This window comes from Pseudomonas mendocina (assembly GCF_900636545.1).
GTDB lineage: Bacteria > Pseudomonadota > Gammaproteobacteria > Pseudomonadales > Pseudomonadaceae > Aquipseudomonas > Aquipseudomonas mendocina.
On sequence record NZ_LR134290.1, the window covers coordinates 2,574,369 to 2,589,404 of the forward strand.

Consider the following 15,036-nt stretch of genomic DNA (forward strand, 5'->3'; position numbering starts at 1 on the left):
GCCCGGACTTCGCCATCTTCATTCCTGGAGTGACGGCCATGCCTCCATCTCCCTTGCATCCAGCCCGCCAGGCGTTGCGCATTGGTGGGCTGCAGCCGATGACGACCCTCGACTACCCCGATCACCTGGCCTGCGTGCTGTTCTGCCAGGGCTGCGCATGGCGCTGCCGCTATTGCCACAACCCGGAGCTGATCCGCTGCGGTGCAACGAACGCCGAATGGAGCTGGGCCAAGGTGTTGGATTTCCTGCAGCAGCGCCAGGGACTGCTGCAGGCGGTGGTGTTTTCCGGTGGCGAGGCTACCCTGCAGCTAGCGTTGCCGTCGGCCATGCGTCGGGTACGCGAACTGGGTTTCAAGGTCGGCTTGCACAGCGCCGGGATCAAACCGGCTTCGTTCGGACGCGCACTGGCGCATTGCAACTGGGTCGGTTTCGACGTCAAGGCATTGGAGGAAGAGTCGGCCCTGATCACCGGCGTCAGCGGCAGCGGCCAGGCCAACTGGAAAAGCCTGGAGCTGCTGCTGGCCAGCGGTGTGAGCTACGAATGCCGCACCACGGTGCATTGGGACCTGTTCGATTGCCGGCACCTGCGACGTCTGGGCGAACGCCTGGCGGCTCAAGGCGTACGCCGCTTCGCAGTGCAGCTGGCTCGCTCGCAGCGGATGCTCGACGAGCAGTTGGGCACTGCTGCCACACCACCGCAGGCGGCAGAGCTCTGGCCTTACTTCGAGCAACTGTTCGAACGTTTTGAACTGCGCGCGGCCTAGGCCAATGGCTGAAAGAGTGTCGGAAATACCCCGGGGACCGCTCGACCACCAAGGCCCCGACATTCTAGTAACCCCTGTGCCTCGATCCGGGCGGGGGAGGAGACAACATGCTGATTACCGATAAGCGCAAGGCCCTGGCCATTCCGGCGATCCTGCGCCTGGGCTTTCGCCCATTCTTTCTGTTCGGCGCGGGACTGGCCGTATTGGCCGTGCCGCTGTGGATCATGGCGCTCTACGGCGGCCCTATCGCCGAGCCACAGGGTGGTTGGCTGGCCTGGCACCGCCACGAGCAGACGTTCGGCTTCGCCGGGGCCATCATCGCGGGCTTCCTGCTGACGGCGGTGCAGACCTGGACGGGGCGACCGAGCCTGTCGGGCAGACCACTGGCCTGGCTGGCCGCACTCTGGTTGCTGGGGCGTCTGAGCTGGTGGCTGCCTTCGTCCTGGTTGCTGCTGGTGGCCAACGTGGCGTTTCTACTCGCGGTCGCGGTAGTCATGGCCCGGCTGCTCTGGGCGGTGCGTCAGCGACGCAATTACCCGATCGTACTGGTGCTGGCGTTGCTGGCTGCGGCGGATCTGCTCAGTCTGCTCGGCGTGGTGTTCGGGCACGAGTCCTGGCAACGCCAGGGCTGCCTGACGGCCATCTGGCTGGTGGCCGCGATGATGACAGTGATCGGCGGGCGGGTGATTCCCTTCTTCACCCAACGCGGGCTGGGCCGGACAGAGGCAGTACAGCCCTGGGTCTGGCTGGATGTGGCCCTGCTGGTCGGCAATGTGCTAATGGCAGTGCTCACCGCTGCCGGACTGCTGCTGCAGCCTCATTGGCTCGGCACGATCCTGCCGCTGGCTCTGGGGCTGGGGCACGGGATTCGTCTCTACCGCTGGTTCGATGCCGGTCTGCTGCGGGTGCCGCTGCTGTGGTCGCTGCACCTGGCCTATGCCTGGCTGGTAGTGGCTTGCATTGCGCTTGCGGCGTCGCAGCTGGGCGCTGCGCTGGCTTTCAGCCAGGCATTGCATGGGCTGACCATCGGTGCGATGGGCGGCCTGATCCTGGCCATGTTGGCACGGGTGTCGCTGGGCCATACGGGAAGGGCGCTGCAGTTGCCACGCGGTTTCGCCATCGCCTTCGTCGCGCTCAATCTGGCCGCGCTGGTCAGGGTCTTCGGCGTGTCCTTCGCCTACCAGCCGGCGCTCTGGCTGGCAGCCCTGGCCTGGAGCCTGGCCTTTGCACAATATCTCTACTGCTACGGGCCCATGCTGTGTCGGCCACGTGTCGATGGTCATCCGGGCTAGGGGCCAGAAAACAAGTGACCTCACTGCCGCCGCGCACTCCTGCTTGGGGCGCGCGGCGGCAGGGGCTTATTGATAGCCGACCGATTCACCCAACGCGCGAGGGAACAGCAGGTTGTTTTCCAGATGGATGTGTTGCATCAGGTCGCGGCGTAGTTCATCCAGCCCGCCGTAAAGCGCTCGCCAGGTGTTGCAGGCGTTGGCAGGCGGCTGCATGCCATTGGTCAATGCCACCATACGCTCCAGGGCATCGCCGTGCTGGTCATGCTCATAGCGCATTACCGAAACCGGCGCACCCAGCATCACACCACCGCCGCGCTGGATCATCGGAAAGAGGATCTGCTCCTCCTTCTGCATGTGGCTTTCCAGTTCCTGCAGCAGATTCATCAACAGATCCGTCAGGCCCAGCGGGCAGTGCTCGCGGCCGCCGTGCACCTGTTCGACACGGGCCGCGAGGCGAATCAGCTCCGGCAACTGCTGGCGATGGACGTCGTGGTAGCGCTCCAGGATGTGATCGATAAGTTGCTCTGGCGGCGCCGTGCGCCAATCTTCTTCATTCCCTATTTCGCCGTCGAGCGAAAGCAGCTGTCGTTGTACCTGTTCGGCATCAATGCCGCGCTCCTGTGCTGCCTGGCGAAGGCTTTTCTGGCCGCCGCAGCAGAAATCGAGGTGGAACTCATGGAGAACCCGGGTCGCACCGGGGATGTTGCAGGCGATGTGGCCGAGGGTGTGGTCGAGCAGTTGGCTGGCCATGCATGGCTCCTTTCAGGCTGGTTTGTGCCTGTGCCCATCGCAAACACCGTGCCGGGGCAAGACTTGACGACAATCAAGGGCTAGCGCGGCTTACAGGTCTAATCTACCCGGCATGAATCAGGTCCGGGGCACCCGAAATGGTAGATTTCACTCCCTTGCAGAACACCTTGCTCGCCGACCTGACAGGCGAGTTGCCCAGCGCTGTACGCCTGCAGCGACTAGTGGTCAGCCTGCGTGAAGTCTTCGCCTGCAGTGCGGTGGTGCTATTGCGCCTGGATGGCGACAATCTGCGACCTCAGGCTGCGGTCGGGCTCAGCCACGAAACCCTGGGGCGCAGCTTCGCAGTTGCCAGGCACCCGCGTCTGGCACTGATCATGGAGCAGCGCGCGCCGGTACAGTTTCCGGCCGATAGCGAGCTGCCCGATCCTTACGATGGCTTGTTGCAGCACAGCCCGGACGAGCCGCTACCGGTGCACGACTGCATGGGGATGAGCCTGGTGGTCGATGGTCGTACGTGGGGCGCGGTGACGCTCGATGCCTTGCGCCCCGGCACCTTCGACCGCCGCGCCGGCGAACGGCTGCAGCGCTATGGCCTGTTGATCGAGGCGGCGCTGCGGACCTGTCGACTGGAGAACGAGATTCGCAGCCTGCGTCTGGTCCGCTCTGAGCCGGGCGAGGAGGGTGACGAGGCGGCGGGCATGATTCTGGGCGATAGCCCAATCCTCACGCAGTTGCTCGACGAGCTCGGCGTGGTGGCTGAATCCGAATTGCCGGTGTTGCTGCAGGGCGAAACCGGCGTCGGCAAGGAATTGTTTGCCCGTTGGCTGCATGCCCATTCGCCCCGCGCGCGCAAGCCGCTGGTGTACGTCAATTGTGCAGCTCTGCCAGAGACGCTGGCGGAAAGCGAGCTATTCGGGCATGTGCGCGGCGCGTTTTCCGGCGCCACGCAGGATCGGCCCGGGCGCTTCGAGGCCGCCAACGGCGGCACGCTGTTTCTCGACGAGATCGGTGAGCTGCCGCTGTCGATCCAGGCCAAGTTGCTGCGTGCCCTGCAGAACGGCGAGATTCAGCGCCTGGGCTCGGACCGCACGCGGCATGTCGATGTCCGGGTGATCACCGCGACCAACCGACGGCTGTGGGAAGAGGTTCGTGAGGGGCGATTCAGGGCCGACCTCTATCATCGTCTGTCGGTCTACCCGGTACACATCCCGTCGCTGCGCGAGCGGGGCAGGGACATCCTGCTGCTGGCCGGGCACTTTCTCGAGCTAAACCGCGCGCGCCTGGGCCTGCGCTGCCTGCGTCTGGCGGCCGATGCCGAGGAAGCGCTGCTTGGCTATTGTTGGCCAGGCAATGTGCGTGAACTGGAACACGTGATCAGCAGGGCTGCGCTCAAGGTATTGAGCCAGGCCGAGTCGCGTACCGCTTTGCTCAGTATCGGTGCATCCTGGTTGGGTCTGGAAGGCCCGGTCTCGCTGCCGGCAAGTGCCCCTGCAGCGCCGCGCCCGGTCGCCAGCGAGAGCCTGCAGCAGAGCGTGGATCGCTATCAGCGGGAGCTGATCCGCAACGCACTGAGCGAGCATGGTGGTAAGTGGGCCGCCACTGCACGGACGCTGGCCGTCGATCCGAGCAACCTGCGCAAGCTGGCAAGGCGATTGAACCTTCTTTGATTGCGAACAGCAGGTGAGATGCGCTAGACCGCAAGAGCTTTATTCCAGCGGCACCAGGCGTACCTGGGCGATATCGGCACTCGCTTTCTCTTGCGGCTCTGCCAGATCCATACCCCAATCGCCATGCTCATACCAATCGTCGCCGAGCATCTCGACCGGGTGCATGGTGCGGTCTGCGCCATTGCCGCAGGCCAGCGAATCAGCCGGGCAATAGCGATCACAGCCCCAGCAGATGCGATCAGGGCGGCTCGGGTGCAAGGGAAACTTCTTGGCCATTTCAGCGTTTCCTGCCTGGCTTGTCGTCCTCTCAAGCCTAGTGGCGCCAGTTGTGGCGGCCTTGATCGATATCAAGTTTCGGCGCATTCGGCGCCGTGAGGAAACGGCCGGACCGACTTGATCGCAGTCAAGGCGACCGCTGTGATGCGTCGCCTAGAGTGGCGCCTCGCTGTCGAAGCAGGAGTCGAATCATGCATCTGGTCTGTCCCGCGGGAAGTCTTCCCGCCCTCAAGGCCGCGCTGAATCAGGGGGCGGATGCCATCTACGTGGGCTTTCGCGATGACACCAATGCCCGTCATTTTGCCGGCCTGAATCTGGATGAGCGCCAGCTGGACACGGGCTTGCAGCTCATCCGTCAGCGCGGCCGCCAGCTCTATGTCGCGGTCAACACCTACGCCCAGGCGCAGGGCTGGAAGCGCTGGCAGCGCGCCGTGGACCAGGCCGCCGCACTCGGAGTGGACGCGCTGATTGCCGCCGATCCAGGTGTGCTGGCATATGCCAGCCGCCATCATCCCGACCTCAGCCTGCATCTCTCGGTGCAGGGGTCTGCCACCAACGCCGCGGCCCTGGCGTTCTACCAGCAGCGCTACAACATCCGCCGCGCGGTGCTACCGCGGGTGCTGTCACTGGCCCAAGTGCGCCAGGTGGCGGAAAAGAGCAGCGTGCCGCTGGAGGTCTTCGCCTTCGGCAGCCTGTGCATCATGGCCGAGGGGCGCTGCCACCTGTCGTCCTACGTTACCGGCGAGTCGCCCAATCTGTGCGGTGTCTGTTCGCCGGCCAAGGCCGTGCGCTGGCAGGAAGATGCCCAGGGCCTGAATTCGCGTCTGGGCGGCGTGCTGATCGACCGTTATGCGCCGGGCGAGCCGGCGGGCTATCCGACTCTGTGCAAGGGACGGTTCCTGGTCGAGGGCCAGCGCTTCCACGCCCTGGAGGAACCCACCAGCCTCAACACCATCGATCTGATCCCGCAGTTGGCCGGAATGGGCATCGCCGCGGTGAAAATCGAAGGACGCCAGCGCAGTCCGGCGTATGTCGAGCAGGTCACGCGGGTCTGGCGTGAAGCGCTGGATGCCCATGCAACTGGCCATTTCGCCGTTCAGGAACGCTGGCGCCAGGAGTTGGCGCGGCTGTCCGAGGGCAGCCAGACCACGCTTGGCGCCTATCATCGATCCTGGCAATGAGGAAGCTATGAAACTGAGTCTGGGCCCCGTCCTGTTCTACTGGAGTCGCAGCAAACTGCTGGACTTCTATGCCGAGATGGCCGAACAACCACTCGACATCATCTACCTGGGCGAAACGGTTTGCTCCAAGCGCCGCGCGCTGTCGTTGGACGACTGGCTGCAACTGGCCCGTGAACTGCGCACATGCACTGGCGCCGAGCTGGTGCTGTCCGGGCTGGCGCTGGTTGAGGCAGCCTCCGAACTGGCGAGCCTGCGCCGCCTGTGCGACAACGGCGAGCTGCTGGTCGAGGCCAACGACATGGGGGCGGTACAGCTGCTTGCCGACCGCGGCCTGCCTTTCGTCGCCGGGCCGGCGCTGAACCTGTACAACGCTCATGCCTTGCACGAGTTGATAACGTGCGGGCTGCAACGCTGGGTTCCACCCGTGGAATGCTCCGGGCAACTGCTGCACGATTGCCTGCAACAACTCGACGCCCTGCAGATCGAACGCCCGGAAGTGGAACTGTTCGCCTACGGCCATCTACCGCTGGCCTACTCGGCGCGCTGCTTCACGGCGCGTGCCGAGAACCGGCCCAAGGACGACTGCCAATTCTGCTGCCAGAACTATCCCGAGGGCATCGCGCTGCTCAGCCAGGAGGCGCAGCCGTTGTTCACCATCAACGGCATCCAGACCCTGTCTGCGGAGGTCAGCAATCTTCTCGCCGACTATCCGACCCTTGCCGATAGTGGAGTGGACATCCTGCGCCTGAGCCCGCGTAGCGAAGGTATGGCGCAGGTAATCGGGGACTTCGCCGCGGTGCGCGACGGAGGCCTGCCGCCCCTGGCAGTGAGCGGCTGCAACGGTTACTGGCATGGCCTTCCGGGCATGCTGACGGCGCAGGGGCTGAACCCATGACCCTGGCCCAACGACTGGTGAAACTGGGCACGCCGCTATTGCCACTTGGTCAGTACGTACCCTTTGCCGTACAGCGCCGGCTGATCGAAAGCGCGGCGGCCCGGTTGTTCGCCAAGCCACTGGCCGAGGGTGCGTTCGATCTGCTGGCAGGCCGTTGGCTGTGCATCGAAATCAGCGATCTGGGCCTGGCCTGGTGCATCAGTTGTGTCGGCACCCGGCTGCTGGTGCGCCGCCGTGAAACCGTGGACGTGACCATTCGCGGCAGGTGGCGCGACTTCCTTCTGCTGGCCAGCCGTCGGGAAGATCCGGATACCCTGTTCTTTCGCCGTCACCTGGTGATCGAAGGCGACACCGATCTGGGGCTGGGTGTGAAGAATCTGCTGGACGCGCTTGAACCGCAGGAGCTTTCACCCAGGGCCTGGCAGCTGATCCAGGCGATTGGCGAAGCCGTGCACTGAGTGATGATGACCACCTGCTGAGTCAGCCTGAATCCTGACCAGCTCCTGCGCTTCGCTGTAGCCGTTGCTGGAGGTCGCGCGCGTCGTAGGGCGCTCGCACCTTCACGTCGTTATCGAAGTAACAGTAAAGATCGCGCGCCGTGCGGCGGGGCTTATGTGCCTGGTCGATCAACCGGGCATCGTCGGGTTGGCCTCCGGCAGTCCAGGTTTCGATGCGTTGCTGCCAATGCTGCAGGGCTTCAGTCGAATACCCGCTGACATAGAGCTCGGCATCGCCATGCAGACGCAAGTAGAGGAAATCGGCGGTGATGTCTTCGGCATAAGGCCATTTGCCCGCCGTGTCTGCCACCACCAGGGCGATGCCGTGTTGGCGCAGCAGCTCGATGAACGCCGGATCGCAGAAACTGGCATTGCGAACCTCCACGGCATGCCGCAGTGGGCGATCCGCTGCGGCGTCCAGGTAGCCGGCCACATGCAGTCGGGCGGAGGCGTGACGGGCGAGACTGCGGGCCTGGTCGGTATCGGTTGGCAGCTTGGCGACGAACTCGGCGAAGAGGGTTTCGTCGAAGCGGAAGCTGGGTGGGAACTGCCAGAGGATGGGGCCGAGCTTTTCCTTAAGACTCAGCAGGCCGGACGCGAAGAAGTTGGCCAGCGGTTCGTCGATGTCGACCAGACGGCGCACATGGGTGATGAAGCGCGGCGCCTTGACACTGAAGACGAAGTCGTCGGGCGTCTGTGCTGCCCACTTGCTGTAGCGCTCGGGCGCCTGCAGGCCGTAGAACGAACCGTTGATCTCAATGCTGTTCACCTCGCGCGAGGCGAACTCCAGTTCGCGCCGCTGCGCCAACCCCCTGGGGTAGAAGTCGCCGCGCCAGGGCGCGTAGCGCCAGCCGGAAATACCGATGCGTACATCACTCATGCTGCCGCCTCCCAACGTCTCCGGTAGCGCTGTCGGGACACAACGAAAAGACCATGACACCACCTCGCAACTGGCATGAGTCATTGGATACCTGGCAGGTGCCGGTCATTCGAGCAAATTTTCTCTGAACCGCAGGCCTCGCGGGCGGCCACAACTGTATGGACCTGTGCGGAGGAAATTCGAGATGTCCGGTGAACTCAGTCTGCTATTCATTGCGCTCGGCGTGATCGTCATCCTGCTCGACCTATGGGCCATCGTCAGCGTCTTCCGCAGCGACAAGGGGGTAGAGACGAAAGCCCTGTGGTCGCTGCTGATCGTGCTGTTCCCGGTACTGGGATTGGGCCTGTGGGGCCTGTTCGGACCGCGAGGCATGAGCCCGCCGCCGTCCTCGCCGGAGCACAGCAAGTAACGACGGCGACCTGCAGAGAACAGGAGGATGAGATGAACGTTGAGACTGCCTCGGCGCTGGCCATACGTGCTGGCAATGGTCGGTACGGAGACGAGCACCATGCCTAGGGCCATCTGGAAAGGCGCCATCAGTTTCGGTCTGGTTCATATCCCCGTTGCCCTGGTGACCGCAACGTCGACCCAGGGCGTGGACTTCGACTGGCTGGACAAGCGCAGCATGGAGCCGGTCGGTTACAAGCGGGTGAACAAGGTCACCGGCAAGGAAGTGAGCAAGGAAAACATCGTCAAGGGCGTGGCCTACGAGAAAGGCCGCTACGTGGTGATCAGCGAAGAAGAGATTCGCGAAGCGCACCCCAAGTCGACGCAGACCATCGATATCTTCGCTTTCGTCGACAGCGCGCAGATTCCCCTGCAGCACATCGACAAGCCGTATTACCTGGCCCCGGATCGACGGGGTGAGAAAGTCTATGCGCTGCTGCGCGAAGCGCTGAGCAGCACCAACAAGGTGGCCCTGGCTCATGTGGTGCTGCACACCCGCCAGCACCTTGCGGCCCTGATGCCGATCGACTCGGCAATGGTGCTGGTAATCCTGCGCTGGCCGAGCGAGGTGCGTGGGCTGGACACGCTGGAACTGGATGATTCGGTGACCAAGCCCAAGCTGGCCAAAAGCGAGCTGGACATGGCCAAGCGCCTGATCAAGGACATGAGCGCCGACTGGCAGCCTGAGGAGTATCAGGACAGCTTCCAGGACCGCATCATGGCGCTGGTGGAGAAGAAGGCCAAGGCCGGCAAGATCGAGAACGTCGAGCGCGTCGAAGGCGAGGAGGAGCGGCGCAGTGCCGATGTCATCGACCTGACCGAACTGCTCAAACGCAGCCTGGGCGGCAAGCCCGACAGCAAGGCGAAAGCCAAGCCCAAGGCCAGCACGCCCCGCAAGAGCCCCAAGACTGCACGCAAATAAGCCGGGATACCGACCATGGCCAGAGCGCAGAGCGAATACAACCGCAAACGCAATTTCGAGCAGACCAGCGAACCGCGCGAACAACCGCGCGAACAACCGCGCAAGCGCCGCAGCAAGGCCGGTGCGCTGCGTTTCGTGGTGCAGAAGCACGATGCGCGCCGCCTGCACTACGACTTTCGCCTGGAGCTGGACGGCACTCTGAAGAGCTGGGCGGTGCCCAAGGGGCCGAGCCTGGACCCGACGCAAAAGCGCCTGGCGGTGCACGTCGAAGACCATCCGCTGGATTACGCCAGCTTCGAAGGCAGCATCGCCGAAGGCAACTATGGCGCCGGCGATGTGATCGTCTGGGACCATGGTATCTGGCAGCCGCAGGGCGACCCGACGGCTGCCTACCAGGCCGGCAAGCTCAAGTTCACTCTGGTGGGCGAGAAACTTTCCGGGGACTGGACGCTGGTGCGCACTCGTCTGCGCGGCAGTGGCGACAAGGAGCAGTGGCTACTGATCAAGGAACGCGACGACATCGCGCGCCCCGGCGACGAGTACGACATCGTCGAGGCGCAGCCGCAAAGCGTGATCAGCGGCGCGCTGGTGGGAGGCCCAAGCAAGGTGGCCAAGCGCAAGGCATCGACGAAACCCGCAAAAAGTCGCAAGGCCCAGACGGAGTTCCCCGACAGCCTAGCGCCGCAGCTGGCGACCCTAGCCGAGCGTCCGCCCGAAGGCGACTGGCTGTATGAGGTGAAGTTCGACGGTTATCGCATCCTGGCGCGGGTGCGCGGCGATGAGGTGCGTCTGTTCACCCGCAATGGCCATGACTGGACGGAGCGCCTGCCGCAGCAGGCCAAGGCTCTGGCCAAGCTGGGCCTGAGCGATAGCTGGCTGGACGGAGAGGTCGTGGCGCTCAATGAGCAAGGCCTGCCGGATTTCCAGCAACTGCAGAATGCCTTCGATATCGGCCGCAGTCACGATCTCATCTACTACCTGTTCGATGCGCCGTTTCTCAACGGCGAAGACATGCGCGAGGTGCCCCTGGAGACTCGGCGCGGCAAACTCAAGACTGCATTGGGCAGCACGCGGCGCAGCCCGCTGCGTTTTTCGGAGGCTTTTACCGCCCATCACAGGGACATCGTCGAGAGCGCCTGCGCCATGTCGCTGGAAGGCGTCATCGGCAAGCGCTCGGGCAGCCTTTACGTGTCGCGCCGCAGCGCGGACTGGATCAAGCTCAAATGCCGTCTGCGCCAGGAGTTCGTCATCGTCGGCTACACCAAGCCGCAGGGCAGTCGCAGCGGCTTTGGCGCGCTGCTGTTGGCGGTGAACGAGGCGGGCGGGCTGCGCTATGCCGGGCGGGTCGGCACCGGCTTCGGGGAAGCCTCGCTCAAGGCCCTGCATGAGCAGTTGCGCAAGCTGGGGCGAGACGAGTCGCCACTCGAGCGGAAACTGACCGCTGCCCTGGCCCGCGGTGTGAGCTGGGTTGAGCCGCAACTGGTCGGCGAGGTCGAGTTCGCCGAATGGACGCGTGAAGGCATCGTGCGCCAGGCCAGCTTCATCGCCTTGCGCAGTGACAAGCCGGCGGCGCAGATCGTTCGTGAGCATCCGCGCATGCCGGAAGCTGCAACAGAGAAACAGACAAGGAAAGCCGAAAGTTCGCGCAAGTCATCCGCCAAGCCGGTAGTGGCCGGGGTGCCGATCAGCAATCCGCAACGGGTGATCGACCCGGACAGCGGCACCACGAAACTGCAGCTCGCCCAGTTCTATGCGGATATCGCCGCATGGTTGCTGCCGTACCTGCGCAACCGGCCAGTCTCGCTGGTGCGGGCGCCGGACGGGGTAGAGGGGGAACAATTCTTCCAGAAGCATGCCGAGCGCCTGGCAATCCCCAACATCAAGCATCTCGATCCCAAGCTGGATCCCGGACACGCGCGCCTCATGGAAATCGACAGTGTGCCAGCCCTGGTCGGTGCAGCGCAGATGGGCTGCATCGAGTTCCACCGCTGGGGCGCTACCAGCGACCGCATCGAAACGCCCGATCATTTCGTGCTCGATCTCGACCCGGACCCGGCGCTGCCGTGGCGCAGCATGCTGGAGGCGACCCGTCTGACCCTGAGCGTGCTCGACGAACTGGGTCTGCAGGCCTTTATCAAGACCAGCGGTGGCAAAGGCATGCACATCATCGTGCCGCTTGCCCGGCACGCCGGCTGGGATACGGTCAAGGGCTTCGCCAAGGCCCTGGCGCAGTTCATGGCCAGGCAGCTACCCGAGCGATTCACCGCGACGTCGGGGCCGAAGAATCGGGTGGGGAAAATCTTCATCGACTATCTGCGCAACGGCCGTGGCGCCAGTACGGTGTCGGCCTACTCGGTGCGCGCGCGGCCCGGCCTGCCGGTGTCGGTGCCGGTCGCCCGGGACGAGCTGGATGGCCTGCGCAGCGCCCAGCAGTGGACGCTCGCCAATCTGCAGCAGCGCCTCGATGGGCTGCGCCAGGACCCCTGGGCCGGCTACGCCAACCGTCAGCGCCTGAGCCGCGCCATGTGGGACAGACTCGGCGCCGAGCCGCCATGAGCAGCGCAGTCAGATCAGCAACAGAACCAGCAAGGCGGCGCAGGCGCCGAGCAGGGCGGTGACGCGGGCCGAACTCAAGGCCAAGGCGTGTCCACGCGATCTGCGGGTAAAGCGCCCCTGCACCTCGTGCAGGCCATCGACGCTGTGAAAGAGGTTGTCGCTTGTCGATTCCGGCTGGCCCTCGCTCAACTGGCCCTGCCAGGCGCGACGCGCCAGGAGCCGGTCGAGCAAGCCCGGAAAGAACAGCGTGCCGAGGATGGCCTTGAGCGTCGGCAGGCCGACCCACAGCTCCCTTGGCGGTGCGCTGGCGACGCTGAGAATGGCACGCGCCGCGACGCCGGGGTCATGGATGGGCGGCACGGGCTGCAGCCGTTGCCCCAGCTTGTTGCGGGCCCAGTCGAACTGAGGGGTATTGATCGCAGGAAGCTGCACCATGCAGACCTTGACCTCGCTGCGCTGGTGAATGAGTTCGCAGCGTAGCGAGTCGGTGAAGCCGCGCAGCGCGAACTTCGCGGCGCAATAGGCCGACTGCAAAGGAATGGCGCGATAGGCGAGTGCCGAACCGACCTGGATGATCACGCCTCGATTACGTGCGCGCATCAGGGGCAGCGCCGCCAGGGTGCCATGTACGGCGCCGAGGTAGGTCACCTCGGTAACGCGCCTGATCTCCTCCGGCGTCAACTGCTCGATCGCAGCGAACACCGTGACCAGCGCCGAATTGACCCAGACGTCGATGGGGCCGAGTTCGGCCTCGAAACGTTGCGCCGCCAGCGCCACGGCATTGGCATCGGCCACGTCCGCGCTGATCGCCAGGGTCGGCGTGCCATAGACCTCCAGCTCCGATGTCGCCGCTGCCAGCCCCTCGTCGCTACGAGCCAGCAAGCCGACGGCATAGCCCGCGGCAGCGAAAGCATGCGCGGTGGCCCGGCCGACACCGGCGCTGGCCCCGCAGATCACCACCACGGGGCAATCGTCTTTTTTCATTCAAACAGCCTCAGGATCACTTCTTGTGCTTACCCGGCAGCAGCGAACCGAACAATTGCTTGGCGGTTTGCGCAAGGATGCCGCGCTGGTCCGGGTCGACCTGCAGCAGGGTGGAGGCGAACTGCTTGGCCTGCTCCAGGCTGATATGCGGCGGCAATGGTGGGACATCCGGGTCGGTGCGAAATTCCAGCAGCACCGGGCGATCTGCAGCGAGAGCCTGCTCCCAGGCCGGGCCGACATCCTCTTCACGCTCGATCAACAGGCCGAGCAGGCCAATGGAGTTGGCGAAGGTGTGGTAGGGCACGTCGGGGATATTCTGCGAAGCCTCGAATTTCGGGTCGCCTTCCATCACCCTCTGCTCCCAGGTGACCTGGTTGAGGTCCTGATTGTTGAACACTGCGAGCACCCATTGCGGGTTCTGCCACTCGCGCCAGTACTTGGCCACGGTGATCAGCTCAGCCAGGTTATTCATCTGCATGGCGCCGTCACCCACCAGGCCGACCACCGGACGGTCCGGGTGGGCGAACTTGGCGGCGATGGCGTAAGGCACCGCCGCGCCCATCGAGGCCAGGCCGCCGGACAGCGAGCAGAGCATGTCGCGGCGTATCTTCAGATCGCGGGCATACCAGTTGGCGCAGGAGCCGGAGTCGCAAGTGACCACGGCGCGCTCCGGCAGCCGCGGCGACAACTCGTAGACCACCCGCTGCGGGTTGATCGGGTTGGCCGAGACCATGGCGCGGCTTTCCAGCGTCTGGTCCCAGTCCCTGCGCCACGCCTCGATGGTGGTGCGCCAGCTGTCATCCTGCTTGGCCTCCAGCAGGGGCAGCAGGGCACGAAGGGTCTCGGCGGCATTGCCCTGCAGATTGACCTCCATTGGATAGCGCAGGCTGAGCATGTCCGGCTGGATGTCGATCTGCACGCCACGCGCATGTCCTTCTGCGGGCAGGAACTCGGAGTAGGGGAAGCCCGAGCCGATCATCAGCAGGGTGTCGCATTCCTCCATCATCTTGTAGCTCGGCACCGTACCGAGCAGGCCGATGGAGCCGGTGACCCAAGGCAACTCGTCAGGCAGCACGGCCTTGCCCAGCAGCGCCTTGGCCACCCCGGCGCCGAGTTTCTGCGCCACTTCGAAGACCTCATCACTGGCATTCAGCGCCCCGGCGCCTACCAGTATGGCGACCTTGTTGCCGCTGTTGAGCACTTCGGCAGCGCGCTGCAGATCCGCGTCATAGGGCACGACGCACGGGTGGCTGTAGCCGATGCCGCTGTGCACGGTGCCGTGCTTGTGCGCTGGCTCGGCGTACTCGGCCTCCTGCAGATCGTTGGGCAGGATGATCGCCGTCACCCGGCGCTCACCGATGGCGGTGCGGATGGCACGGTCGATCAGATGACGCACCTGCGCCGGTGCGCTGGCCTGCTGGACGAAGGCGCCGGCGACGTCCTTGAACACCGAGACCAGGTCCAACTCCTGCTGGTAATGCCCGCCAAGCGCGGTGCGCGCCTGCTGTCCGGTTATCGCCAGCACCGGCATATGGTCCATGCGCGCATCGTAAAGGCCGGTGAGCAAATGGGTCGCGCCGGGGCCGGAGGTGGCGATACAAACCCCTAGCTCGCCGGAGAACTTGGCATCTGCCGCAGCCATGAAGGCAGCCATTTCTTCGTGTCGGGCCTGGATGAACTTGATCTTCCCATCGGCCCGGCGAAGCGCCCCGAACACGCCGTTGATGCCATCGCCGGGGTAGCCATAAATGCGCCGAACGCCCCACTGGTAAAGCCGTTCGACGATGAAATCTCCGACTGTCGTGGTCATCTGCACCCTCCGCTAGATCGAGTTTCGGCCAGACGAGGCAGCGGTAACCAGGCGGCTACCGCTGTCATGACCGCTGATTAGGGTGGACGTGAGGCAGCGGCGGAAGTTTCTACTG

The 15,036-nt window shown here is 64.5% G+C and carries 14 protein-coding genes; 9 read left to right on the forward strand and 5 right to left on the reverse strand.

Features of this window, described 5'->3' with window-relative positions:
• Positions 1-38: 38 nt before the first annotated feature.
• The gene (locus EL191_RS11870; RefSeq protein ID WP_041979260.1) at positions 39-764 is read left to right on the forward strand and encodes an anaerobic ribonucleoside-triphosphate reductase activating protein; all 726 of its coding nucleotides are present in this window, start codon (positions 39-41) and stop codon (positions 762-764) included.
• A 107-nt stretch (positions 765-871) separates the two neighbouring features.
• A complete protein-coding gene (locus EL191_RS11875; protein ID WP_041979258.1) occupies positions 872-2,056 on the forward strand; it encodes an NnrS family protein in 1,185 nt (394 codons plus the stop codon).
• Positions 2,057-2,122: 66 nt separating this feature from the next.
• On the opposite strand, the gene ytfE is transcribed toward EL191_RS11875, so the two are convergent.
• Positions 2,123-2,806: an iron-sulfur cluster repair protein YtfE gene (gene ytfE, locus EL191_RS11880; RefSeq protein ID WP_041979256.1), complete on the reverse strand. Its 684-nt coding sequence runs from the start codon at positions 2,804-2,806 to the stop codon at positions 2,123-2,125.
• Positions 2,807-2,943: 137 nt separating this feature from the next.
• Here ytfE and norR point away from each other — a divergent pair, with 137 nt between their 5' ends.
• Positions 2,944-4,473 (forward strand): nitric oxide reductase transcriptional regulator NorR, encoded by a 1,530-nt coding sequence (gene norR, locus EL191_RS11885; RefSeq protein ID WP_041979253.1) that lies wholly within the window; start codon positions 2,944-2,946, stop codon positions 4,471-4,473.
• A 39-nt stretch (positions 4,474-4,512) separates the two neighbouring features.
• Here norR and EL191_RS11890 read toward each other — a convergent pair whose 3' ends face one another.
• Complete coding sequence (locus tag EL191_RS11890; protein ID WP_013715526.1) at positions 4,513-4,749, reverse strand: DUF3079 domain-containing protein; 237 nt, start codon at positions 4,747-4,749, stop codon at positions 4,513-4,515.
• Positions 4,750-4,940: 191 nt separating this feature from the next.
• On the opposite strand from EL191_RS11890, the gene ubiU reads away from it, so the two are divergent.
• Genes ubiU through ubiT form a run of 3 tightly spaced genes read left to right on the forward strand, consistent with a single transcriptional unit; the run spans position 4,941 to position 7,283 of the window.
• The gene (ubiU, locus tag EL191_RS11895; protein ID WP_013715527.1) at positions 4,941-5,930 is read left to right on the forward strand and encodes a ubiquinone anaerobic biosynthesis protein UbiU; all 990 of its coding nucleotides are present in this window, start codon (positions 4,941-4,943) and stop codon (positions 5,928-5,930) included.
• A 7-nt stretch (positions 5,931-5,937) separates the two neighbouring features.
• Positions 5,938-6,825 (forward strand): U32 family peptidase, encoded by an 888-nt coding sequence (locus EL191_RS11900; RefSeq protein ID WP_041979251.1) that lies wholly within the window; start codon positions 5,938-5,940, stop codon positions 6,823-6,825.
• Positions 6,822-7,283, forward strand: a complete 462-nt coding sequence (ubiT, locus tag EL191_RS11905) for a ubiquinone anaerobic biosynthesis accessory factor UbiT (RefSeq protein ID WP_041979249.1) — start codon at positions 6,822-6,824, stop codon at positions 7,281-7,283. Before EL191_RS11900 ends, ubiT begins: the two co-directional genes overlap by 4 nt.
• Before the next feature lie 22 nt (positions 7,284-7,305).
• Here the strand turns inward: ubiT and EL191_RS11910 are convergent, their stop codons facing one another.
• Entirely contained in the window at positions 7,306-8,202 is an 897-nt protein-coding gene (locus EL191_RS11910; RefSeq protein WP_041979247.1) for a DUF72 domain-containing protein, read from the reverse strand.
• Positions 8,203-8,386: 184 nt separating this feature from the next.
• Between EL191_RS11910 and EL191_RS11915 the strand changes: the two genes are divergently transcribed.
• From EL191_RS11915 to ligD, 3 genes are all read left to right on the forward strand, one after another.
• Positions 8,387-8,611, forward strand: a complete 225-nt coding sequence (locus EL191_RS11915) for a PLDc N-terminal domain-containing protein (protein WP_013715531.1) — start codon at positions 8,387-8,389, stop codon at positions 8,609-8,611.
• A 99-nt stretch (positions 8,612-8,710) separates the two neighbouring features.
• Positions 8,711-9,571: a non-homologous end joining protein Ku gene (gene ku / locus EL191_RS11920; RefSeq protein ID WP_041979245.1), complete on the forward strand. Its 861-nt coding sequence runs from the start codon at positions 8,711-8,713 to the stop codon at positions 9,569-9,571.
• 15 nt (positions 9,572-9,586) lie between these two features.
• Positions 9,587-12,127: a DNA ligase D gene (gene ligD / locus EL191_RS11925; protein ID WP_041979242.1), complete on the forward strand. Its 2,541-nt coding sequence runs from the start codon at positions 9,587-9,589 to the stop codon at positions 12,125-12,127.
• Positions 12,128-12,136: 9 nt separating this feature from the next.
• On the opposite strand, the gene EL191_RS11930 is transcribed toward ligD, so the two are convergent.
• Positions 12,137-13,111, reverse strand: coding sequence for an SDR family oxidoreductase (locus tag EL191_RS11930; protein ID WP_041979240.1), 975 nt, complete (start codon positions 13,109-13,111; stop codon positions 12,137-12,139).
• A gap of 16 nt (positions 13,112-13,127) precedes the next feature.
• The gene (locus tag EL191_RS11935; RefSeq protein WP_041979237.1) at positions 13,128-14,921 is read right to left on the reverse strand and encodes a thiamine pyrophosphate-requiring protein; all 1,794 of its coding nucleotides are present in this window, start codon (positions 14,919-14,921) and stop codon (positions 13,128-13,130) included.
• Positions 14,922-15,036 lie beyond the last annotated feature (115 nt).